Here is a 23,944-nt window from a genome sequence, read left to right as displayed (position 1 = left end):
GTATCGAGGAACGCAACCCCCGAATCAAGCTGATATCCGCCCCAGGCCGGATTCATCGCTTCGGTGAAGGTCGCTCCCTGGAATACCATCGCCCAGATCACGCCCAAAAGCGCTCCGAAGGCGATGCAGGGGAACCCCGGTTTCTTAAAGGCCATCAGGGTGATCACAATCAACGCTGGAAGAACCATGATCGGATTGACGACAAATTGCGACTTGATCATGTTCATATATTCAGGGATCTGTTCCAGATTCACCGAACCACTGTAGTTCAGGCCGATCACCCAATACATTACGACAACAATGACATATGCCGGGACAGTACTGTACATCATGCTCCGAATATGCTTGAAGACATCGATTCCGCACATCGAAGCTGTCAACACGGTGCTGTCGGAAAGAGGCGACATCTTGTCACCAAAATACGCGCCGGACAGCACGGCACCGGCCGTCATCGCCGGTGAAACGCCCAATCCCTGACCGATTCCGATCATCGCCACGCCCACCGTTCCTGCAGTCCCCCAGGAGGTACCGGTCGAAAGGGCTGTCAGCGAACAGATCAACAGCGCCGCCACCAGGAAGAAGGATGGCGAAATCAGTTTGAGCCCGTAGTAAATGAGGGTTGGGACAACGCCTCCTGCTATCCATGCCCCGACAAGCGCCCCCACCGCCAGCAGAATCAGCAGGGCTCCGAGCCCTTTCCGAACAGAGTCACAGGCTGCCGTCTCCAGCTCCTGGTACCCGTACCCGAGATAGAGCGCTACCCCGATAGCAAAAAACCAGCTGACGAACAAAGCGAGCTGGATCGGCAAGCTAAATTTGACGATAAAGAGGAAAATCAGCACAAATATGGACGCTAGCAACGCAAGAGAGAGGCCAAGGCTCGGCTGCTTCTTTTCTTTGATAGCTGACATTACATCCACCTCCTAAAGTAAATCAAAAAACCGATTATGCTAAATCAGCTCCCGGAAAAGCTGTTCCATATCACACTGGTCCGCAGCTCTCGGGTTGGCGCCCAGCATACCTGGGAACCCCATGGCATCCTTGGCCAGTTTTGGAATGGCCTCCTCTTGAATACCGATCGCTCCCAATTGCATCGGGAGCCCCAGATCTTTCAACAGCGATTCCACGGCTTGTACTGCAGATACAGCCGCGTCCCGCTCACTCATTCCTTCAGTATTTTCACCCAATGCAACGGCAATATCTGCCATTTTCCCGGGGCATGCAATTAGGTTATAATGCATGGCTACGGGTAGGGTCATTGCGCAAGCGACACCGTGTGGTATGTCAAACAACCCGCCCAAGGGATGTCCCATACAGTGCGCGATACCAAGACCTGCCTGATCGAAAGCGATCCCTGTCATGCAGCTAGCCAAGAGCAGATTGCCCTTTGCATGGATATTGGCAGGCTGTGCGTAGGCCTTCCGAATGTTGTCACCGATCAACTGCACCGCCTGGATATTCAGGCTATCGGTGATAGGGTTCGCTTTCCAAGTTATGTAGGATTCAATGGCATGGGTTAAGGCGTCCATTCCGCATGCAGCCGTCACCGACGCAGGGAGTGTGCGCATCAGCTCCGGATCCAGTATCGCCACAGTGGGAACGATGGTATGCGCGTTTTTGAATCCATCTTTGAATTGCGTGACGTGATCCGTCGCTACAATTGTCCTCGTTACTTCGCTTCCCGTTCCTGCTGTTGTCGGTATACAAACAGTAGGAGCGATTTTTCGGGCAACCTCTTTCCCTTCCATCAAGTATTGCCGCAGTGTACCTCCATTGGAAAGAAGAAGCGCCACACCTTTCGCCGCGTCAAGGGAACTCCCTCCCCCAAGACCCACAACGCAATCCACAGAATGATCCTGCGCTTGCTGGTACGCCTCATCGATGAGTGTATCCAACGGATTTGCCTTAACCTGGTCAAAGGTGCAGAAATCAACACCTTCAACCGAATGCATCACTGCCTCGACCTCTTCGGCCACTCCCGCATTTCTGATGCCCTGATCACACACCAACATGACCGATGCCGCACCAATATGAGCAATCTGCTCGGGCAACCCCTGCAACGAACCGGCACCATACAGAAGGCGAGTCGGTTCATCAAACGAAAAACCTTGCACGCACATATCCACTACCAGATCTCCCCTTTCAAACCCCGCTTTGACTGTGCTCCAGCGTGTCACCTCCTTTTCTGTCATCCGCACAGCCATGTCATGATGTACACATTCAGCGCAGCGGCTTTACAGCACCTTCCTTGCTTGCGACAATGGCGTCCATCGCATTCTTGAGGTGCTGCTCCAACTCCCGTGAAGCCAAGTCGATATCCCGGCTGATCAGCGCCTCGTAGATGCGCCGGTGTTCATGTTCCGACTCGGTGCGCATAGCCCGTAGATAGGCCACGACATATCGATTGACACGATTGCGTAAGTTTTTCAATAAATCGACGATCATCTTTTTTCCACTGGAACAATAAAGTAAGTCGTGGAATTTCTCATTCAGCTCACACCATTGCAATTCATCCTCTGTGGACTCCATCTGATCTATACAATCTTTCGCGCTATTTATTTCACTATTGCTTATAGAATTAAATGAAAACCGCAGGGCTCCTACTTCCAAAAGCTGGCGTATCTCGTATATCTCCTGTATCTCCGGTGTTGTTAATTCTGTAACGAAGGCACCCCGCCGCGGAACAATCTCTACCAGTCCCTCGGCCTGGAGCTGTTTGAAAGCTTCCCTCACCGGAATGGAGCTCACACCAAAACGTCTTGCAATCTCCTCTTGCCGCAACCTTGTAGTCCCCTCAAGGGCTCCGGTAAAAATCGCCCTTTTAAGGACATTGTATATATACGATACTGCCGAACCATCATAGACAGTCGCCTTTATTATCTCTCCCAAATCCTCTTCCATCAGTCTCACACTTCCTCAAAGAGTTTGCTCACGCATCACCACAGGTTCTATATTATATATAATATACCGGAACAACCGGCTGTCAAGCGCTTTGCAGGGCAAACCGTCCGCCAGAATCAAGAATGCGTCATGGTTAATGAAAGTCAGGATGCCATAGCTCCGTGTTCGTGAAGTAGGCCTCTTTCAACTTCCCCAAACCAGCAAGAGGGCAGCCGCTCGCTATTGTAAAATTAGAAGTCTTCTCGTAGGCTAGGGACGAATATGTAACTCCATTAGCGTTGTGTAGCTATGCGGGTCCATGCTTGAGGCGCTCGTTGTCAATGAATACCGTCATCGCAAGTCTTTCGGGTGCCTCCACGGCGGTTTCGTCGTGGTGGTAAATCTTTATGGTTGAGGCCAGGAGCTCGCACTACCGACGGATACTCATTACGGGGGTGATCGAGATCGCCAGGGCTGTGTAGCGGCGTTCAAGGTGCAGTCGTGTTACTCCAGATCAACAGATTAGACAAACTGAGTCATCGGTTGCCGGGGAAAACAGCCGCCCGGGCCTATTCACTTCGGAAAGGAGTGGGACCATGTTCCCGAAACCAAAGAAGAGCCGAAGGTCAACCGTGAGCAGCTGCGCCGGAAAGAGGAGGGTAGCCGCCTTTTCCACAGTATTGTTTGTATGCACCCTTTTGTCGGTCGCTCTCTTCCCTCATCTTCCCGCCAGCGCCGCCGAAGATGGTTCGTTGGCAACAATCCTGGACGAAACCGTCCGGGAGGAGATGGAACGACAGGAGATCCCCGGGGTGGCCTACGCGCTGGTCTCCGGCGACCGGGTGGTCCACCGGGGCTGCTTCGGCACACGCAAGCTGGGTGAAGAGGGGATCGACTGGCAGGTGGACAGGGAGACGGTCTTCCAGATCGGCTCGGCCACCAAAGCCTTCACGGCCACGCTGACGGCGACGCTCGTGGAGGAGGACGCCATCGGCTGGGAGGACCGCGTGACCGACCACCTCCCGGGGTTCCGGCTGAAGGACAGCTTCGCCCAGGAGGATTTCCGCATCTTCGACCTCATGGCCCAGCACAGCGGCCTGCCGGGATACGCACTGGACATGATGCCGGCACTGGGCTACGAGGGCGATGACGCCGTCAAAGCCCTGCGCTACGTGGAACCGGCCAGCCCCTTCCGTTCGGAGTACGCCTACCAGAACATCCTCTTCCTCTATGTTGCCGACCTCATCGAGAAGACCACCGGCGAGAGCTGGAACAAAAACATCGAGGCGCGAATCGCGAACCCCCTGGAGCTGGACAGTGTCGGCGCCACCTGGGAGGCGTTCGTGGATACAGGGGACAACATGGCCTGGCTCCACCGCATGACGCTGGACGGGACCGAGATGCTCCCCCTGGACTGGCCCTGGCAGGACTGGGTCTACAGGGTCAGCCCTGCGGGGGCGATCCATCTGGATATCGACGATTTCGCCCGGTGGCTGCGTGTGCAGATCAACCGGGGAAGCGTGGACGGTACGCGGATCCTCCCGGCGGAACAGATGGACTACCTCACCGCCCCGAAGACGCTGATCTCTGTCGGCGGCGGCGGCAGCTACGCCTACTGTCTGGGCTGGCTGCGCGAGGAATCCCCCAACGGGGTGGACATCGTCTGGCACAACGGCGCAACCCTGGGCGCCCACAGCATCATCGGTTTCCTCCCGGACCACGGCGTCGGCATCGCCGTCCTCACCAACCAGTCCGGAAACCTCCTCCCCGAGCTGATGCTGCAGACGCTGGGCGCCCATCTGGCCGGGAAGGGTACGGAGATACCCGCAGGGATCGCCGCTCCGCTGCGCGCTACGAACCGGACCGCATCGAAGGGCGCCCTTCCCGCACAGGAGATCGACACCTACAGCGGCACCTACGACAGCCCCATCTACGGGACACTGAAAGTCACCGGCGAAGGGGAGGATCTGACGGCGCGCTTCGAGACACCCAGGCCGCTGGAGACAGCCCTGACACCCCTCAGCGAGGACGTCTTTGCCGGGGAGTGGGATTTCCTGCCCGATCCGGCGATACGCCTTTCCTTCCAGGGCGGCGAAGGCGGCAAGCCCGCTGCCGTCACGGTGGATGTGCTGGACGACGGTCAGGGCATGGGGCGCTTCGACCGGGAGGATTCCGACGGAGGCGGCGGCTGTGCCGCCGGTGGGACCCTCCCGGCGGCCGTACTGCTCCTGCTGCCGCTCGCGCTGACCACGTTCAGAAACCATTGATCCTTCAGTCCTTGTAGGGCAAGGCATCCCGGGAGGGCTTCTGGTATAATGGATCTTTGGGAATCCATCCAGCCATTCCCGGGGAGGCGACGATGATGTTCATTCCGCTTGAAGGAGACGACCTCGTCTATGTAGGTCGAACGGTAGCCTTTGTGCGCGAAGGCGATGAGACCGCCATCTATATGCGCGACGGTTCCGTGATGGCTACCGGGTTCACCCCCCGGACGCTGGCCCGACGATACAGGCAGTTTACCAGCGATGCCCGCCAAGGGGCCCGCAAGATCCGCAGGGGAGGTACGCATTCATGAACGCAGCGGCGCGCCAGTACAGCGCCAAGGACATACAGATCCTGGAAGGCCTCACCGCCGTCCGCAAGCGGCCGAGCATGTACATCGGCGACACAGGCACCAGGGGGCTCCACCACCTGGTCTACGAGGTGGTGGACAACTCCCTGGACGAGGCGCTGGCCGGGCATTGCGACCAGGTCACCGTCACCGTCCACGGCGACAACAGCGTCTCCATCGAGGACAACGGCCGGGGGATCCCCGTGGACATCCATCCCCACAGGGGCAAGGCGGCCGCGGAGGTGGTGCTCACCGTTCTCCACGCCGGCGGGAAGTTCGACAACAAGTCCTACCAGGTCTCCGGCGGGCTGCACGGCGTGGGGGTCTCGGTGGTCAACGCCCTCTCCAGCTGGCTCCGCCTCACCATCCACCGGGAGGGCCACATCTGGTACCAGGAATATAAGGAGGGCTTCCCCCAGGACGACCTGGCCAAACAGGAGGAGACCGGTACCAACGGCACCACCATCCACTTCCTGCCGGACCCGACGATCTTCAGCGAGAGCGAGTTCTCCTGGGACCTGCTGAGCTCCCGGCTGCGGGAGCTGGCCTTCCTCAATCCCGGCATCCTGATCAGGCTCCGGGACAAACGGGAGGACAAGGCGGCGGACTTCCAGTACGAAGGCGGCATCAAATCCTTCGTGGAGTACCTCAACAGGGGCAAGGACACCCTCTTCAAGAAACCCGTGCATGTCACAGGGGAACGGGAAGGAACGGTCGTGGATATCGCCCTCCAGTACAACGACAGCTTTCTGGAGCGGATCTTCGCGTTCGCCAACCTCATCCATACGGTGGAAGGCGGCACCCACGTCTCGGGCTTCCGCACCGCCCTGACCCGGGCCATCAACGAAGGAGCCCGGCGGGAGAAGTTCCTCAAGGAGAAGGACGCCAACCTCACCGGCGAGGATCTCCGGGAGGGGCTCACCACGGTGATCTCCGTGAAGCTCCAGGAACCCCAGTTCGAGGGACAGACCAAGACCAAGCTGGGCAACGGGGAGATGAAAGGCATCGTGGACTCCATCCTCTACGACGGTCTGATCTCCCACTTCGACGACCATCCGGAGGTACTCAAGGTGGTGGTGGAGAAGGCCCTTCGGGCCAGACAGGCCCGGGAGGCGGCCAAGAAGGCCCGGGATCTGGTGCGCCGCAAATCGGCCATGTCAGGCCTCGATCTGCCGGGCAAACTGGCCGACTGCTCAAGCAAGAAACCCGAAGAGAGCGAGATCTATATCGTCGAGGGCGACAGCGCCGGCGGCAGCGCCAAGCAGGGCCGGGACCGGAACTTCCAGGCCATCCTGCCCCTGCGGGGCAAGATCCTCAACGTGGAGAAATCCCGTCTCGACAAGGCCCTGGGGAGCAAGGAGATCCGGGCCATCATCCAGGCCCTGGGCTGCGGCATCGGCGACGACTTCGACCACTCCAAGCTCCGTTACCACCGGCTGATCATCATGAGCGTCGACGGAGCAGAGCAGACCTTTGTCAGGACCCCTGAAGGAAACACGAAATCGGTTCAGGTTGGGACATTCATCGACGGCCTTCTCGAGCGCCGGGCGAATCCCTCTCGGTACGAGATCCTCTGTTTTGACCCGAACACGGGAACCGTCCGTTTCAAAACAATAAAGAATGTCATTGCCCACAGCCATAATGAACCGCTCTACCGGATACACGCCGCCTACGGTCGTTCCGTCACCGTCACCGGGGAACACAGCGTCTTTGTCCGGGATGAAGAGGGCAAAGCCGTCCTCAAGCGCGGTGACGAGATCGCAGCCGGAGATGTGCTCGCCTGCCCCGCCACGTTCCCGGAACCGCAGGAACGCCCCGAACGCCTCGACCTCATCGCGGCGCTGCTCCACAGCGACCTTCCTCTTGACGAGGAGATCGTGCTCCGCGGAGAATCCGTGAGGGAATACCAGAAAGCGATGGTTCGCGCGGAGCACGCCGACACGCCGCAGCTGGTCGAGGAGCGGGTTGCGATCCCCACTGTAGTGGGAACCCGTCTCCGGGAACACCGGAAAGCGCTCCCTCTCACCGGCAAAGAGCTCTGCGAGGCCGTGGGTATACAGCAACCTGTCACCTTCTACGCCTGGGAAAACGGAACAAGCCGTCCCACAGTCAGCCATTTCGAGAGCTACTGCCGCACTCTGGACTTCGATCCCTCAGGTTGCGAAGAAAAGGTCACCTACGTCAAAAGCGCCCTTGAGCGGGGATGGGAGGAATACGACCGGGGAAGCCACCGGAACCGTATCCGTCCATCCATAGGGCTGAAAGACCTCGATGTGGAACATCTGGAACAAATGGGCGATGATCTGACACTCACGCCGCGCCATTACGCTGACGAAGCCATCCCCCGGCACATACCAGTCAATGCGGAATTGATGGAGCTCCTCGGTTTCTTCGTCGCCGAAGGTGCGATCAGCATGCGTAACGGGATACGGCTGGCCATCGGGAAACGCAACGAACCCTATGTCGGGCGGATCAGCGAAGCGATACGGAATGTCTTCGGCATCGACCCCACCTACTATCCCGGCACCTTCCAGCGCGCGTCGGAACTCCGCATTCTGAACCGCGTTGTCTTCGCCGTCTTCCGGCATGTATTCGGCTTTGATGGTGTAAAAAGCTGGACAAAACGCGTGCCGGATCTGGTCTTCAATGTGGGTGGCGACCTGCGCACTCGCTTTCTTAAGGGCTATTTCATGGGAGACGGCACGCTGTCGCGGAACATGGCCTCCTTCACGACAACATCAAGGACGCTTGCCGAACAGCTGCTCTACCTGCTCCTGGGACAGGGCATTATAGCGGGAATGCACAGCAAGGAGCCGACCGGCGCATCAAGCGGCCTGATCAGGGGGAAAGAGGTGTATACGAAACACACCGCCTATACCGTCACCATCTCCGGCAGAGAGGCGATGCGGTCGGCACTCCCCATCTGGGAAGACCACGCGAAGGCCGGCACAACCCTCGAGTGGATGCGCACATGTGGAGGGAACGGCTCTCCAGGGGCAGCCCTTCCGATGGAGGGGGACCTGATCGGCTTCCCGGTTCGTTCGGTGGAACAGCGCAACGGAGGGGGGGAACGGGTCTACGACTTCTCCGTCGAGGGTGACGAAACCTTTATCTGCGGAACCGGCGGGGTCTGCTGCCACAATACAGACGCCGATGTGGACGGAGCGCACATCAGAACACTGCTGCTGACACTCTTCTACCGGTACATGCCGGAGCTCATCGAACACGGCAACCTCTACGTGGCCCAGCCGCCGCTCTACCGCCTCCAGGCCGGGAAGCGCATCGAGTACTGCTTCACCGAGAAGGAGCGGCGCGAGATCAGCAAGTCCATGAACGGGAAGAAGATCAACCTCCAGCGCTACAAGGGGCTGGGGGAGATGAATCCCGACCAGCTCTGGGAGACCACGATGGACCCCGCCACCAGGGTGGTCAAGCAGGTGGAGGTGGAAGACGCCGTGGCGGCCGACGAGTTCTTCAGCATTCTCATGGGAGACAAGGTGGAGCCCCGGCGGGAGTTCATCGAATCCCACGCCAGGGAGGTCCGCAACCTGGACGTCTGAGGCGGCGGATGGCACAACCGAGAGGGCCGTGGCGGGAGCTTCCCGCCACGGCCCTCTTTCTATCCCGTCTGCACCCGGTTGCGCCCCTGTTCCTTGGCGCGGTAGAGCGCCTGGTCGGCGGCGCGCTCCAGCTGCTCCACATCATCCGTAAACCGCTCCCCGGTACGCGTGGCCACACCAACGCTGACGGTCACCACCGGGGCGGCGCGGGAATGTTCGTGGGCCATCGCCAACCCCTCGACGGCCGCCCGGAGCTCTTCGGCAACGTGCCAGGCCCCTTCGGCGTCCGTGTCGGGGAGGATGGCGGCGAACTCCTCGCCGCCGTAGCGGGCCACAAAGTCGGCGGAACGAGAAAGGGTCTTTCTGAGCACCCTGGCCACCCGGCGGAGGCACTCGTCGCCGGCGCCGTGGCCGTAGTGGTCGTTGTAGGCCTTGAAGTTATCGATATCCATCATCAACAGCGACAGCGGACGATCACCCCGGCCGGCACGCTTCCATTCGTCGTCCAGCCGCTCTTCGTAATACCGCCGGTTCGGGATATCCGTCAGCCCGTCGAGCATGGAGAGCTTCTCCAGTTTGTCCGTCCGGATCTTGAGGTCCATGTGGTTGCGCACCCGGGCACGGACGATGGCCGGACGGAAGGGCTTGGAGATATAGTCCGCCGCACCGAGGCTGAACCCCATCTCCTCGTCCTCCTCGGCGTCCTTGGCGGTCACGAAGATCACCGGGATATGGCTGGTGGTGCTGTTCTCCTTCAGCCGCCGGCAGACCTCGTAGCCGTCCATCCCCGGCATCAGGATATCGAGCAGAATCAGGTCCGGCTGCCTGTCGCCCATGGCGATCTCCAGCGCTTTCGCCCCGCCGGTGGCCACCTGAACATGGTATTCCTCCTTGATCAGGCCTGCCAGCGCATGGATGTTGAAGGGCTGGTCGTCGACAATCAGTACCGTGGCCTGCTCCGCGCTCTCTCCGTCCGCAGTCATGTCAGCTCCACCCCCGTCTCGGCCGCCAGCTCCGCCAGCAAGGCCGCCGCTTCGTCATGTTCGAACCCCTCCACAAGCTCCCGCAGCTCCGCCGCCCGATCCACGCCCAGGCGTTCCCCGAGGAAGGCCGTCACGGTCTCCAGGAGTTCGTCGTCCACAAGCTCACTGTTTTGCAGCTTTTGCATGAGCGTTTCCGCAGCTTCCCCGGCCTCCCCGGAATCCACCGCTTCGCTCTGCTGGACATCGGGAAGAGAGGGGAGTCCACCCAGGCCGCCCAGCGCCTCCGCCATGGCGCTGCCCAGTTCGGCGCGCATCGCCCCGGTGACCTCCCTTCCCTCTTTGAGGGCGGCGTCGATCTCCGCCGCCGCCGCAGCGGTCCGCACCGCACCGACGGTGCCGGCCGTCCCCTTGAGGGTGTGCGCCCTCCGTGCGGCGATGGGATCGCCACGCTCCAGCTCGCCCGGGAGATCGGCGAACTCCCCCTCCAGCTGCTCCCGAAAGCGGTGCAGCAGCTTGACATAGAGGGCCCTGTTGCCGTCGACGGCACGCAGACCCCGCTGGAGGTCAAAGCCCTCCAGTGAAACGGGAATCCCCACGGCAGGTTCCCCCTCCTCCGTTTCCACAACACCGGAGGGTTCCAGCCACGTGGAGAGTGTCCTGTAGAGCTCGCCGCTGTTGATCGGTTTGGCCAGATGGCTGTTCATCCCCGCATCCAGCGCCCGTGTCCGGTCGGCTTCCATCACCGCAGCGGAGAGTGCGATAATGGGGAGCTCCGGAAGGTGCGCCCGGATCCGCCGCGTCGCCTCGTAGCCGTCCATCACCGGCATCTGGAGATCCATCAGCACCAGATCGGGGACGCCTCCTTCCACTCTTTCCACAGCCTCTGAACCGTTGGCGGCCACCATCACCTCCGCACCGGTCTGTTCCAGCATCCGGAGGGCCACCTCCTGGTTGAGATCGTTGTCCTCGGCCAGCAGGATCCGGTAGCCCGCAAAGGAGGGGACCGCACTGCTCTCCACCGCCGTATCGGGGTGCGACGTCGGCGTTCCGCCCAGGGCGTCGGCCATGGCGTCGAAGACCGCGGAAGCCGTCACGGGCTTGCCCAGAAAGGGAATGAAACCACCCTCCTCGCCGGGAAGCTCGTCGCGGCTGTAGGCGCTGACAATGAACACGGGAACCTCGGTGTCCGACAGGCGGCCCTCTTCACGGAGCTGTCGCAGCCTCTGTATCGCCTGAAGACCGTCCATCTCGCCCGGCATCCGCCAGTCCATGAAGATGAAATCGAAGGGATCCCCCTTCTCCTCGGCCGCCACCACCGCGTCCACGGCAGCGCGGCCGCTTGGGGCCTCATCCACCTGGAAATCGCAGCCTTCGAGGATCTCCCGCAGCACAATCCGCGCCGAGGAATGGTCATCGACCACAAGCACCTTCCGAGCCTCGATATCGGGGCATTCCCGCCGGTCTTCCATCTGGTGGGCCACCGGCAGGTCCAGGTCGAAGGAGAAGGTACTCCCCTCGCCGGGAGCGGACCGGACCTCCAGGGTGCCGCCCATTCGCTCCACCAGCTTGGCACTGATCACCAGCCCCAGGCCGGTCCCGCCGTAACGCCGTGTCGTGGAGGCATCCACCTGCGAGAAGGCCTGGAAGAGCTTGCCGATCTGCTCCTCGTCCATTCCGATCCCGGTGTCGGCCACCTCGAACCGCAGGCGCACCTCATCCCCGTCGCCGCCGAGCCGGGAGATCCGCATCTCCACATGGCCCTGCTCGGTGAACTTGACGGCGTTGCCCAGCAGGTTGGTGAACACCTGCCCAAGCCGCAAAGAGTCGCCGACCAACATCCGCGGGGTGTCCGCCGAAATCCGGAAGAGCAGCTCCAGCCCCTTGTCGCCGGCGGCGGACCCGAAGAGGGTCCTCATCTGCTCCAGCAGCTCTTCCACCCGGAAGGCGTGCCGGTCCAGCTCAAGCTTGCCCGCTTCGATCTTGGAGTAGTCGAGGATATCGTTGATGATCCCCAGAAGCATCCGCGAGGAACTGCTGATCTTCCCCAGATAGTCGCGCTGCCGGTCGTTCAGTGTGGTCTGCAGCAGGAGATCGCTCAGGCCGATGACGGCGTTCATGGGGGTGCGGATCTCGTGGCTCATGTTGGCGAGGAACTCGCTCTTGGCGCGGCTGGCCGCCTCAGCCTTCCGCTGGGCCTCCTTGAGGTCGGTGATGTCCCGGCCGACACCCTGGATCTCCAGGATCCGCCCCTCGTCGTCCAGCAGGGCGCTGTCCTCCCAGGAGAGCCAGCGCCAGCCATCCCTGGTGTGGGCCCGCTGCTCGATGTAGGCCCGGTAGGGCGGTCGTTCCAGATCCTTCATGGCCTCCAGGGTGGGCCCGACATCCTCCTCGTGGACGAGCGGGGCAAAGGAGTGGCCGATCAGCTCCTCCCGGGTCTTCCCGAAGGTCCGGCAGTAGGCGTCGTTCACATAGGTAAAGCGGCCATCGCGGCCCACCCGGACGATCAGATCCTGCTGCGACTCCACCAGACCGCGGTAGAGCCGCTCCTGCTCCTGCAGCCGGGCCTCGGCCTGTTTGCGCTCGGTGATGTCCGTAGCGACCCCGAGGACCTGGCGCTCGCGGGTGTCGGGAGAGAGCTCAAGGGGCACCTTGGTTGTCTGGAACCAGTGGACCCGCCCGTCGCTTCCGGTCACGCGCTCCTCGGGGATAAACCTGGCCTCCCCGCTTTCCATGACCTCCCGGTCGTCCCGGAGGTAGCCCTCCCGTTCCTCCTCGGTCACGGAGATATCGAAATCCGTCTTCCCCGGCAGATCCTCCTTGCTGGTCCCAAACAGCACGGCCATAGCCTCGTTCACCAGCGTGAACCGTCCGTTCCAGTCCTTGGCGAAGATCGGGTTGGGGTCGCTGTCGATCACCAGCTGGAGGAAGGCCTTCTCCCGGGCCAGCTCCCTCTGGAGCTCCATCGAGTCGGTGACGTCGTTGGCGGAGGCGTAGATCAGGCCGCCCCTGCTGTTGGAGCGCCACTCCACCCAGCGGTAGCCCCCCTCCCTGTGGCGGTAGCGGTTGAGGAAGCTGGCCACCTGATTCCCTTCGTTGAGCTGCGCCACCGCTTCCTTCGTCCGGTCCATATCGTCGGGATGGACAAAATCGAGAAAGTACCGGCCCTCCAGCTCGTGGAGGGGATAGCCGAGGAGATCCTCCCAGGCCCGGTTCAGCTTGAGCATCCGTCCCTCCGGCGAGGCGATGAGCAGTATCCCCAGGGTGACGTCGAAAAAGCCCTCCAGCTCGCGGGTGGTCTCCTCCAGGCGTCTTCTATCCTCCTTCCGTTCGGTGATATCCTCGTTGATCCCCACCACGCGGACAGCCCGGCCTGTTTCGTCGAAAATCGGCTGGGCCATGGCCCGGATGTGCCGGACCTCACCGTCGCCGCAACGGATACGGAATTCGGATTGGTATCTCTCACCCCCTTCGACGGCGCTGTTGAAGGCCTCCGTGGCGCTCTCGTAATCCTCGGGCACGAGCGTCTGCAGCCAGTCCTCCAGGGAATGGCCGAAGGCCTCCTCGCTCATCCTGTAGATGCGGTGCATGCCTTCGTTCCATGTCAGGTAGCCATCGGAGAGCCGGAGGTCCCAGATCCCGAGCTCCGCCGCCTCGGCGGCCAGACGGAGACGCTCGGCCATCGCCTGCTGGGCCTCCCGGGCCTCCTTCTCCGCGGTGATATCCAGGGCTGTCCCACGAAATCCGACTATCTGTCCCCGGTCGTCCACCACGGGAAGGCCGCTGACGCGCTGCTGCACCACCGTACCGTCCGGGCGGACCGACCGGTGCTCCAGACCCTTCCAGGGTTCCGCGTTGACGGTCCAGTGATCCAGGAGCTCCCCCACCCGTCTGGCGTCGTCGTCAGGCATGAACTCCAGGGGCGAATGGCCGAGCAGCTCGTCCACACTGCGTCCCAGGAGGTCCTCGGCAGGCTGGGTCAACATCCGGTAGATGCCGTCGGCATCCACCTCCCAGATGTATTCGCCGGCGGCCTCCGCCACGTCGCGGAAGCGCCGCTCGCTCTCCTCCAGGGCCCGGATCGCCTCCATGCGCTCGGTGATGTCGCGGAACACACAGAGCAGGTAGCGCTTGCCGTCCATCTCAAAGAGCACCACCGTCACGTTGACGTCAATGGTGCCGCCGTCCTTACGGCGGTGGGTGGTCACGAAATCGTCCCGGCCGTAGGCGTGGATCCGTGCTATGTGCGCCGCCACCTCTTCCGGCGTCTCCTGGGCTTCGTAGTCGGCTATCCGCAGGGAGGCGAACTCGTCGGCTTCGTACCCCAGCTGTTCGTGAGCAGTCGGGTTAAACCGCTCAGGCAACGCCGTGTCGCTGTCGATGAGCACCGTGGCGTCAGGGTAGAGGTCGAACAGCTCTTCGTACCGCTCTTCGCCGGCACGGAAACGCAGCTCCGTGGTCTGGAGCCGCCGCTTCGCCTCCACCAGCTCCTTGATCCAGAATCCCACGGACGCCGCCAGCGCCGCCACGGCGAGCAGCAGGATCCCCTCTTCCAGCAGGAGGCGGGGAACCCCCGCCGGCAGCACGGCGGCGGCACCGCTCACCTGCAGGACACCGCGGAGGAAAAAGAGCCCCACGCCGAGGACGGCGGAGAACCATCCTCTGCACCCGATATCCTGCAGCCAGGGAAACCGCACAAAGGCGAAGGCCCAGACAGCCAGCCCCGACAGCAGGAGCGGCAGCGTCCCCACCGGCAGACCGACCCGCCCCCGGTGGGGCAGAAACAGCAACAGCAGGGCACCCCCAAGAAGACCTGTCCCCAGCAGGATCCTCGCCAGTATCCGAGAGCGGTGCAACCACTTGTTCCGAGACACCCGTTGCGACACGTCCGTCATCTCCTTACATAGGAGCCCGCAAGGCCCGGTGGGGAGGAGGACCTCCCGCTGCCAACAGTCCGGCGGCTCGCATATCCGTAACGGTTACTCTATGTCAAAACCAAAATGATTTCAAGTATGGGTGCAGGAAGCGCCCAACAGACCCTCCCTGCACCATCACAGCCGCCGGGAAGCTAGATCTCCCCCACCTGCATCCGCAGGGCCGAGGGGCAGACCGCAAGTCCGCCCCTGGCGGTGCAGCGGAGCTCCGAGGGCAGCATCCTCCCCGATGCGTAACAGGCGTCGATGGTCTCGTCCAGGGGGACAGGATTCCCGTACCCGCCGGCGACGAGATCGGCATCGACGAAGGCCATGGAGGCCGCCACGCCGTTGCGGGTGTGGCAGGGGATCTCCACACAGCCCTGGACCAGATCGCAGACCGAGCCCATGGTGTTCTGGAGCGCCACCGCCGCGGCGTTGCAGGCCTCCTCGGGGGAACGTCCCGCCGCATCGGCCACCATGGCGGCGGTCATCCCGCCGGCCACGCCGATCTCCGCCTGGCAGCCCGCCACCTCGGCGGCGAAGGTGGCCCGTATGGCCACGATCAGCCCCACCGCCCCGGCGGCAAAGAGCGCACGGACCACATCCTCCTCGGAGAGGCCCCACTCCTCTTCCAGCGTCACGGAGACACCGGAAACCACACCGGCGGCGCCCCCGGTGGGCCCCGCGCAGACCACACCCATGGAGCTGTTCACGTGGAGTGCCGCCATGGCCCTGGCCGCGGCACGGGTGTGCAGCCCACCCTGGGGCAAGGCCCCCCGCCGCTCCCGTTCCATGATACCGCCCGCACTGGGGGGCAGGAGACGCATGCGTCCGGACTCGCCCGAGAGTCCCAGCGCCACGGCGTCTTTCATCACCCGGTAGCGGCGGCGCATCTCCTCAAGCGCCTCCGATTCGGTGAGCCCCAGCAGCGTCGCCTCGTAGCGCAGTCCCGCTTCGCCCAGACCGATCCCCTGCTGCTCGGCGTAGTGCACCATTCCTTCAGCGCTGTCGAAGAGCGGCTTCCCTTTGAAGGGATAGAGCAGCGCCGGGCCGCAGCGCACCGACGCCGAGGGACAGGCCGCCCGGATCCCCTCCATGGAGGACGTGGGATCCTCGGCGGTACGCAGATGGACCAGTACCCGCCCGTCACGCTCACTGCGGGAGAGCTCCCCTTCGGGAAGCGTTCCGGAGAGAGAGGGTTCATCCTCGGCGGGCGCCCCGATCAGCAGGTCGTAGCTGTCGCCGAAGGCCTGGTAGGGCAGACCGTCCAGGGAGACGAACTCCACCGCCCCGCCGCCGATGGAGCGGGCCCTGAGCACCACGCTGTCGGTTGCCCCGGCGAGGCGGAGCTCCACATCGTTGGGGTGTTCCGCACCGGCGAGGGTATCCACCGCAAAGGACACATCCATCCCCTCTTCGGGAGCGATCGCCAGGGTTCTGTGGAAGCGTCCGTCTTCCATCTCCCAGCCCAGCAGGCCGCAGACGAAGGCCCTGTCGCTCCCCTGCTGGGCGTAGACCTGCCCGTAGGACCCCTCGCTGTCGAAGGTGATCGTCACGGAGCGCACCGGCTCCTCCAGCAGCACCCCCGCGTACCGCCCGATCCGCCAGGAGGCGGCGGTGTGCGAACTGGACGGTCCGCGCATCACGGGCCCCAGTACATCGTTGAGAATACTCTTGGTCATCGTATCCGGTCGCGTATCCCCGTACGGGGATACGCTTCCTCCTTCCGTAGTGGTTTCGTTTCTAAAGAAGAATATCCCACAAAGCGCCGCGGAAACCAACCGTCGTCCAGCAAACTTCAACGATGCGCTCCGCCATTGACAGTCCGCCGCCGGATGGTACAATACCAGATATATCAGCTGATATATCAGAAGCGTCGGTGCCGTCTTTCGTACCGTTGACGTCTCCCCGCATATCTTCGGGGAAGGCCGCTGACATCATCGGGCAATCCCGGAGATGGTACCGTTTTCGGGACAAAAGCTGTAGAATGGATGTACACTACACCGTCTGGCCGGAACCAGCCACCCACCACGTCATCTTTGCCGCCTATCTCCGCGCTCCGAGGACATCCTTGGACTGTACGAGTTGAAGAGTATCTGCCATGCTGGCCAGCCTCCGCGACAGCTGTACCTGTAACGACAGGCCACGCCACGGGACTGGAAGATCCCTTTCGCGGTCGGTATGAGGGAGGAGGGGTAAGGGCGAATAGCGCGGTTGGAATGCCATAGAAACTGCGGAGAGAACCCTGAACAGATCCATCAGGACAAGAAGAGGGAGTGTGTGTACGTGAGACGGAATTCAATTGTTATCACCGGTTTGCTTGTGGCGGTCTCGTTGCTTTGCATGAGCGGTGCGGCCCTGGCCGCCGACGTCACCCTGAAGTTCTCGGGGCAGCAGCCCGCCGACCACCCGGCCACGGCGATGATGAAGCAGATCGCCAAGGATATCGAAGAGAAGTCCGACGGCCGCATGGAAGTCAAGGTCTACCCGGCCAACCAGCTGGGCGACTACGAGCTGGTCTACGAAGAGATGATCAAGGGCACCATTGCAATGTCCTGCCAGTCCGTGCCGAGCCAGTTCGATCCCCGTATGGAGCTTGTCTACATCAACGGCTACCTCCGCAGCTACGAGCAGGCCGAAGAGATCTTCGCCACCGACGGCTGGCTCCGCAAGAAGATGAACGAGTTCAACGAGCGTCTGGGTGTCAAGCTCCTGGGCTTCTACCTTGAGGGCATGATCGGCACCGGTCTCAACAAGGCGGCCAATGAGCCCCTGAACCCCGATGTGGACAAGGGCGCCATGATCCGCGTTCCCAACATGGCCGTCTACAAGCTCGCAGCCCAAGCTATGGGCTACCGTACCGTCTCCATCCCCTGGTCCGATGTCTACCAGTCCATGCAGACCGGCGTTGTGGACGGCGAGAACGGCTTCTCCATCTCCGCAGCCTACACCTGGCTCGGCGACGTCCTTACCCACTACTACGCCACCAACTACTCCGCCGAGGTGCTGAACTTCATGATCAGCGCCAAGACCTGGGAGAAGCTCAGCGACGAGAACAAGGCTGTCATCGCCGAGGTTATCGACAAAGCAGCCGCAAAGAGCATCGAAAACGCCAAGGCACGTGACGAGGAGTTCCTGGACAAGATGCGCGAGAAGGGCATCGAAGTCCATACCTACACCGAAGAAGAGCTGAAGCCCATCGCAGAAGCCTGCGCCTCCACATGGACCGAGCTGGAAGACAGGATGGGTAAGGAACTCATGGACGAGTTCCGTAAGCATATGGCTCCCAAATAGGCGGAGCATAGCTCGTCAGTAACGACACTAAAGCATGGAATCCCGGGAGGAACATTCATCCCGGGATTCTATGCGCGTTGAAGGAGTGGATATCGTGTCATTTGATAACCTCTACGATAGCTACGGTAGTCTATATCCACCAGGCACAACCAGAGGAACCCAGAAGAAGCCGGAAAATCTTTTCGACAAGATAGTGATCAACGGGTTCTCTCTTGTCGCCTTTACCATGGCAATACTTCTGGTGGTCCTGATCTGCACCACCACCATATTACGCTATGTCTTCCAGATCGATCTCTTTGGTTACGAGGAGTGGGTGAAGCTCTTTGCCTTCTGGCTCTACTTTTCCGGTGCGGCCATGGGAGCCTTCGACGGGACCCACATCTCCGCCGACGTGGTTGAGGCTTATTTCCCCAGTGGGCATTTCAAACGGGCCATCATTGTGGTGAAAGACCTGGTCACCGTGGGAGTCAGCCTGCTTTTCGTATGGTACGGATACAACTTTTTCATGTTCGGCTTTCTGGGGCCCCTGGGGACAGGCATCGCCCTCCCCAAGACCACCACATGGCAGATACCGCTGTGGACCTGGTACCTTGCCGTCTTGCTCGGGCTTCTGTTCATGTCCGTCTATTTCATCGGTGAGCTTGTACGTAGCGTGAAGCACCTGATAACAGGAGGCCGGACATCATGATTTATATCGCTTTAGCCATTCTTTTACTAACTCTGATTATAGGTGTTCCCGTTCCTGTAAGCTTTATGGCCTCTGCGGCCTGGCTGATCTTTTTCGGCGGTCCCGAAGGAGCGGGGTACGAGGCCAGCCAGCTTCTCCCCTACGGCTTTTCCAAGATGAACTCCGTTCCGCTTATCGCCATCGCCATGTTCATCATGGCAGGCGGCATCATGGAACGGGGGCGCATCGGGGAAAAACTGATCGACCTGGTGGACGTCTTCGTGGGACACGTGAAAGGCGGTCTCGGCGTGGTCGGCACCGTCTCCTGCGCCATCTTCGGCTCCATCTCCGGCGCGGCCTGCGCCACACTCTCCTGCATCGGCCCCATCATGTTCCCCCGCTTCGAGAAGGAGGGCTACCCCCGGGGACACGCAGCCGCCCTGATGGCCAATGCCTCGCTGCTGGGGCTGCTCATCCCCCCAAACGCCACACTGATCATCTACGCCTGGGTCAGCGGACAGTCCGTGCTGGCCTGTTTCCTTGCCACCATCATTCCCGGCATCGTCACCACCGCCCTCATTGCCTTCCTCAATGTGTGGATGCTCAGGCACAACAAGGATATCCTGGTGGCCCACAAACGGACCAAACAGGAAAAACGCGAGCTCTTCCAGAACCGGGGCAAACTGGCGCTGCCGGCGCTTGTACTGCCGGTCCTTGTCCTAGGGGGCATCTACGGCGGGGTCATGACCGTCACCGAGGCCTCCGCCATGGCCGTGCTCTACTCCATTCCCATCGGCATCTTCGTCTACAAGGGACTCACGTACAGAGGCCTGTATCATGTCGTTGTGGAGTCGGCCATCACCACCGGCGTCATCATGGTGATGCTCTATTCCGTAAGCATGCTGAGCCGCCTCTACATCCTGGAGGGCCTCCCGGAACGGATGCTCACGCTCTTCCGGGCCATCTCCTCGAATCCCTATATCATTCTGCTGATGATCAACGCCTTTCTCGTCTTCATGGGGATGCTCATGGACGATATCAGTGTGGTGGTGCTCACCACGCCGATCATGATACCCATCATCATGGAGCTGGGCTTCAGTCCCATCCACTACGCGGCCATCGTGGGCGTCAACACGGGGCTTGGCTGCATCACGCCGCCGGCGGCGCCGGTGCTCTATCTCTCGGGGCGGCTGAGCGGGGCCTCCATCAACGAGATGATGCGGCCGGCGCTCTTCCTTATCGTCTTCTGCTGGTTCCCCATGCTGCTCTTCACGGCCTACCTGCCGAAGGTGATCCTCTTCCTGCCGCACTACGTCATGGGGGTTCCCTGGTAGCGGCATGTTCTACAGGAATCTCTTCGCCGCCTTCTGCTTCGCCTTCTTTGTGATCGCTCTCTCGACCAGGTCGCCCCTGGCCTTTCTGGCTACGCTGCTCTGCGGGGCACTCTCCAGGACGGCGGCCAGGAAGGACTGGCCGAATCCGCACTTTATCGCCGCCAGGAGGGAATCCGGCACCGACAGCGGGGAGCAGGAGACGGAACACCGGGACGAGGGATCAGAACAGCAGTAGGGGAGCGGACAGGGCTGCAGCTCTCTTTCTGCAATGCCGATACACCCTACACGGGGTATGAAAAGGAGGTGATGTCCATGGATATGGAAGCTGTCGCCAATGTACAGAACGCGCAGGCCATGCAGACCGGCGCCGAGATCCGGACCGCCGTGAACGACAAGGTCATGGAAACGACAATGGAGTTGCAGAAGAACATGGTGGAACAGCTCATGGGAAGCATGGGCATCGGCAACAACCTCAATATCGAAGGCTAACTCCGCCCCGTTCCAATGGAGGAGGCGTCCCGCCGGGGCGCCTCCTCCATTATGTGCTGCGCTCCTCCAGGGCCTGCCGCAGCCAGTGGAAGGCGATCCGCTCCTGCTCCAGCCGCACCGCTTCGCCCAGACCATTGGTGCGCAGATCGTCGTAGAGAGCCCTCTCCCGGTCGGTCAGGCCGGGCAGGTCGTCGTTCCGCTGGCGGGGCTCCCGCTCCCAGTAGATCCTGTGGGCGAGCAGGGTCGCACGGTCCATGAGAAGCGACCGGACCCCGGGGAATCGGCCGCGCAGGCGGCTGAGGATGGCGAAGCCGTGGGTGTCGATATCGCCCCAGTAGTACAGGCGGCAGTCCGACAGCCAGTCGGCCGCGGCGAGGGCCTCCACGCCGTAGCCCCCGCCGAAGAGCACCATGCTCTCCCGGACAGGGGGGAAAGCCAGGAAGTTCACCTCGTTCTCCGTGACGAAGACCTGCCGTACCGGTGGCCGCAGGGCGGCGAAGTCATCGGCCGTGACGGTGACGTCCTGGTCCGTACCCGGCAGAAGAGCGCATTGGGGGTCGAGGATGCGGAACCGGACCCGCACCGGCTTGTCGCGGAACCCGTAGCGCCGGCAGAAGCCCCCCGCCCCCCGGACCTCGCGGTCAACAGCCCCCTGCGGAAGCACCTCGTCGAAGAGCTCCCCCAGCAGCCCGCGGCGCCCCTCCAGAAACTTGCTGTCCACACCTGGAAGGTCCACCTGGCGCAGATAGATGCCTGGGCGGGGGTGATCGGCCAGCCAGCGGACCACCAAAAGCAGCCGTGTCCACTCGCCGCTGTATTTCAGGGCCTTCAGCGGCTTCCGGGCCAGCCAGTCCAGCAAGCCCGGGAGCTCTGCCTCCGTCTCTTCCGCAAGCTGTATAAAGCGCTGCAGCTCGCCCTTCCTGCCGATCACGGCGGCGGCGTCGGCCGGGCTCTCCACCCAGATCCCGGCGGGAATGGCGTTTCTACCCAGCACCCTGTGGTTGACCTCCCGCCACTCCAGTCGGTAGCCCCGCCGCTGTGCTGCGCGCAGCCCGGCGATCCACCGCCGGACCTCGTCGAACTGCTCCGCCAGCTCCCGCGAAGAGGGCCCCTTGAGGGGGATGCGACAGGGGAAACGCGCCTTCCCCGTCACCGTGGCGGAAAGGATCTCCCCCTTTTTCCAGAGCCGTTCCAGATGGGCGGCGATGTCGCCCGGCGCGGTCCAGCTCACCGGACACAGCGCTCCTTCTCGGCGATGTACTCCTCGATGGTCAGGTTCCGCAGCCGCGAGACCCGTCCGCCCTGGTTGTCCACAAAACCCACGCTGGAGACGAAGGGCTCGATGATGTGGATCTTCTGGAGGGGGGTGACGATGAGCAGCTGCAGCCCCATCCGCCGGAAGAGCCGCAGGCCGTACTGGGCGGATTCGTCGGAACCCCGGCCGAAGGCCTCGTCGATGGCCACGAAGCGGAAGGTGCGGGAGCGGATTCCTTCCTGTTCCAGTCCGAACTGGTAGGCCAGGCTGGCGGCCAGGACGGTGTAGGCGAGCTTCTCCTTCTGCCCCCCCGACTTGCCCCCCGAGTCGGAATAGTGCTCGTATTCGCTGCCGTCCTCGCGCCAGCGTTCGCCGGCGGCGAAGGTGAACCAGTTCCGCACGTCGGTGACCTTGGCTGTCCACCGCCGGTCCTGTTCGGCGGTGCCCTGCCGCCTGCGGAAGCGCTCGATGATCGATCGGACCTGCAGGAACTTCTGCTCCGAATACTGGCTGTCCTCGGAGCCGGTGAGGGTTCCCTCGGTGCAGGACCGCAGCTCGGTCTGGAAGTCCCTGATCTCCATATCGGTGCCGGGGCACCGCCTCAAGGGCGATGTAGCGCCCCGGATTGTAGTCGATGCCGGTGAGGGAGCGGTTGATCCGGTCGATCCGCTCCCTGATGGTCTCCCGCTGTCTGGCCAGCTGGGCCTGGAAGTTGGCCACCTCGCGGATGGTGTTCTCGTTCAAAAGCTCCTTGAAGCGCGCCTCGAAAACGGGGCAGGTCGTCCTCGCGGAGGCGTTCCAGCATGGCCCGGTACTCCCCGGCGGCCTCGATGGCCACATCGGTCTCCTCGGTATCCAGGGGATAGAGGGTGCAGTAGGAACGCATGGCGTCGATGATCCGGTCCCGCAGGCTCTGGGCCCGTCTGTCCACGCTGTCGATCCTGTTCTGCAGCCAGGCCCGGACGGTCCGTTCCGCATCGTCGCAGCGCTCCACCGTCAGCGTCATATCGCCAAGGGCCTCGGGCAGCAGCGCGGCCACCCTGCCAAAGCGTTCCCGGTGCTCCCCTTCGGTTTCCGCCGTCCGGGCCTTCGTCTCCTCCAGCTGCCTCTGGGCCTCGCCGTACCGCTGGGCCGTGCGGGAGCGCTTGTCCCGGGCCTTCTCCAGCCGCTCTTCGTCTTCGGCGAGACGTTCTTCCAGCCTCTGGAGCTGCCCGTTGAGTCGCTGCAGGATGTCGGAGCTCTCCTCCAGCTGCCGCCGCTCCTCCTCCAGACGCCGGATCTCCAGAACAGGGGTCCGCCAGTCCAGTTCCCGGAAATCGCGGTACTCGGCGAGCCTGGAGAGACCGTCGAAGCGGGCGCGTTCCTTCTGCTGCTTCCGCTGGAGCCCCTGCAGCTGCGTTTCGACCTCCCGGGTCCGCCGGTGTGCAGCCGCCGCATCGCGTTCCAGGGCGGCGATCTTGGCCTCGTTGCTCCAGCCCAGGATGTAGCGGCTCCGGTCGTCGATACGGTGGCGGTCGTCCTTCTCGTGCCGCTTGCCGCCCCGCTTGATCTGTCCCGCCGGCGTGATGGCGTCGGTCTCCCTGCGGAAGACCTCGGGATTGTCGCAGCAGGCGATGTCGAAACGCGCCGCGATCTCCCGCTCCAGCCACTCCGAGAAGGGCGAATCGGGGTTGACGACGATCTTCCGCACCAGCGAATCGGGGCGCAGATCCCGGGGCTCTCTGCGTCCCCCGCGCACGCGGAAGTAGACCAGCCGGCCCCGCAGATCGGTGCGGTCCACCCACTGGGCCACCTGGACGTAACGGCGGTCGGGAACCAGCAGGGAGAGGCCGAAGCTGTGGAGCAGCCGCTCGACGGCTCCCTCCCAGCGGCGCTGGTCGTCGCGCACCTGGATCAGCTCCCCGGCGAAGGGGAGCTCCCCCTCGGGCAGATCGAGGTCCCGGCAGAGCCGGCCCCGC

The 23,944-nt window shown here is 62.3% G+C and carries 18 protein-coding genes; 8 read left to right on the top strand and 10 right to left on the bottom strand.

The features are described 5' to 3' along the window. The 3 genes from K9L28_06225 to K9L28_06215 all read right to left on the bottom strand — a co-directional run. Nucleotides 1-911: hypothetical protein (locus tag K9L28_06225; GenBank protein MCF7935915.1), on the bottom strand; the 911-nt coding region annotated here is incomplete at its 3' end. A gap of 39 nt (nt 912-950) precedes the next feature. After that, complete coding sequence (locus K9L28_06220) at nt 951-2,204, bottom strand: iron-containing alcohol dehydrogenase (GenBank protein ID MCF7935914.1); 1,254 nt, start codon at nt 2,202-2,204, stop codon at nt 951-953. 16 nt (nt 2,205-2,220) lie between these two features. Continuing rightward, complete coding sequence (locus tag K9L28_06215; GenBank protein MCF7935913.1) at nt 2,221-2,901, bottom strand: GntR family transcriptional regulator; 681 nt, start codon at nt 2,899-2,901, stop codon at nt 2,221-2,223. Between the two features lie 659 nt (nt 2,902-3,560). Between K9L28_06215 and K9L28_06210 the strand changes: the two genes are divergently transcribed. The 3 genes from K9L28_06210 to K9L28_06200 all read left to right on the top strand — a co-directional run bounded on the left by K9L28_06210 (nt 3,561) and on the right by K9L28_06200 (nt 9,051). Then, a complete protein-coding gene (locus K9L28_06210) occupies nt 3,561-5,147 on the top strand; it encodes a serine hydrolase (protein MCF7935912.1) in 1,587 nt (528 codons plus the stop codon). Nucleotides 5,148-5,239: 92 nt separating this feature from the next. Then, the gene (locus K9L28_06205) at nt 5,240-5,455 is read left to right on the top strand and encodes a hypothetical protein (GenBank protein ID MCF7935911.1); all 216 of its coding nucleotides are present in this window, start codon (nt 5,240-5,242) and stop codon (nt 5,453-5,455) included. Then, a complete protein-coding gene (locus K9L28_06200; GenBank protein MCF7935910.1) occupies nt 5,452-9,051 on the top strand; it encodes a DNA gyrase subunit B in 3,600 nt (1,199 codons plus the stop codon). Before K9L28_06205 ends, K9L28_06200 begins: the two co-directional genes overlap by 4 nt. Before the next feature lie 59 nt (nt 9,052-9,110). Here the strand turns inward: K9L28_06200 and K9L28_06195 are convergent, their stop codons facing one another. The 4 genes from K9L28_06195 to K9L28_06180 all read right to left on the bottom strand — a co-directional run bounded on the left by K9L28_06195 (nt 9,111) and on the right by K9L28_06180 (nt 16,888). Then, nucleotides 9,111-10,034, bottom strand: coding sequence for a PleD family two-component system response regulator (locus K9L28_06195; GenBank protein ID MCF7935909.1), 924 nt, complete (start codon nt 10,032-10,034; stop codon nt 9,111-9,113). Then, nucleotides 10,031-14,917, bottom strand: a complete 4,887-nt coding sequence (locus K9L28_06190) for a PAS domain S-box protein (protein ID MCF7935908.1) — start codon at nt 14,915-14,917, stop codon at nt 10,031-10,033. Before K9L28_06190 ends, K9L28_06195 begins: the two co-directional genes overlap by 4 nt. A gap of 182 nt (nt 14,918-15,099) precedes the next feature. Beyond that, nucleotides 15,100-16,629: an L-serine ammonia-lyase, iron-sulfur-dependent, subunit alpha gene (locus K9L28_06185; GenBank protein MCF7935907.1), complete on the bottom strand. Its 1,530-nt coding sequence runs from the start codon at nt 16,627-16,629 to the stop codon at nt 15,100-15,102. 61 nt (nt 16,630-16,690) lie between these two features. After that, nucleotides 16,691-16,888, bottom strand: a complete 198-nt coding sequence (locus K9L28_06180; protein MCF7935906.1) for a hypothetical protein — start codon at nt 16,886-16,888, stop codon at nt 16,691-16,693. A gap of 402 nt (nt 16,889-17,290) precedes the next feature. On the opposite strand from K9L28_06180, the gene dctP reads away from it, so the two are divergent. The 5 genes from dctP (at nt 17,291) to K9L28_06155 (ending at nt 20,731) form a co-directional block, all read left to right on the top strand. Beyond that, entirely contained in the window at nt 17,291-18,241 is a 951-nt protein-coding gene (dctP, locus tag K9L28_06175; protein ID MCF7935905.1) for a TRAP transporter substrate-binding protein DctP, read from the top strand. A gap of 70 nt (nt 18,242-18,311) precedes the next feature. Next, nucleotides 18,312-18,929 (top strand): TRAP transporter small permease, encoded by a 618-nt coding sequence (locus K9L28_06170; protein ID MCF7935904.1) that lies wholly within the window; start codon nt 18,312-18,314, stop codon nt 18,927-18,929. Continuing rightward, complete coding sequence (locus tag K9L28_06165; protein MCF7935903.1) at nt 18,926-20,242, top strand: TRAP transporter large permease; 1,317 nt, start codon at nt 18,926-18,928, stop codon at nt 20,240-20,242. Before K9L28_06170 ends, K9L28_06165 begins: the two co-directional genes overlap by 4 nt. 4 nt (nt 20,243-20,246) lie before the next feature. After that, nucleotides 20,247-20,477, top strand: a complete 231-nt coding sequence (locus K9L28_06160; protein ID MCF7935902.1) for a hypothetical protein — start codon at nt 20,247-20,249, stop codon at nt 20,475-20,477. 77 nt (nt 20,478-20,554) lie between these two features. After that, on the top strand, nt 20,555-20,731 hold the full coding sequence (locus tag K9L28_06155; GenBank protein MCF7935901.1) for a hypothetical protein: 177 nt from the start codon (nt 20,555-20,557) through the stop codon (nt 20,729-20,731). A 49-nt stretch (nt 20,732-20,780) separates the two neighbouring features. Here the strand turns inward: K9L28_06155 and K9L28_06150 are convergent, their stop codons facing one another. From K9L28_06150 to K9L28_06140, 3 genes are all read right to left on the bottom strand, one after another. After that, nucleotides 20,781-21,962 carry a hypothetical protein gene (locus tag K9L28_06150; GenBank protein MCF7935900.1) on the bottom strand — a complete coding sequence of 394 codons (1,182 nt, stop codon included), beginning with the start codon at nt 21,960-21,962 and terminating at the stop codon, nt 20,781-20,783. Continuing rightward, on the bottom strand, nt 21,959-22,567 hold the full coding sequence (locus tag K9L28_06145; GenBank protein ID MCF7935899.1) for a hypothetical protein: 609 nt from the start codon (nt 22,565-22,567) through the stop codon (nt 21,959-21,961). The genes K9L28_06150 and K9L28_06145 overlap by 4 nt, the downstream gene beginning before the upstream one ends. Before the next feature lie 20 nt (nt 22,568-22,587). Further along, the coding region (locus K9L28_06140; GenBank protein ID MCF7935898.1) for a hypothetical protein at nt 22,588-23,944 on the bottom strand (1,357 nt) is incomplete at its 5' end.

It is taken from the genome of Synergistales bacterium (assembly GCA_021736445.1).
Lineage (GTDB): Bacteria > Synergistota > Synergistia > Synergistales > Aminiphilaceae > JAIPGA01.
Note: the sequence above shows the minus strand (reverse complement) of the source record. Positions and strands in the feature narration are given on the sequence as shown.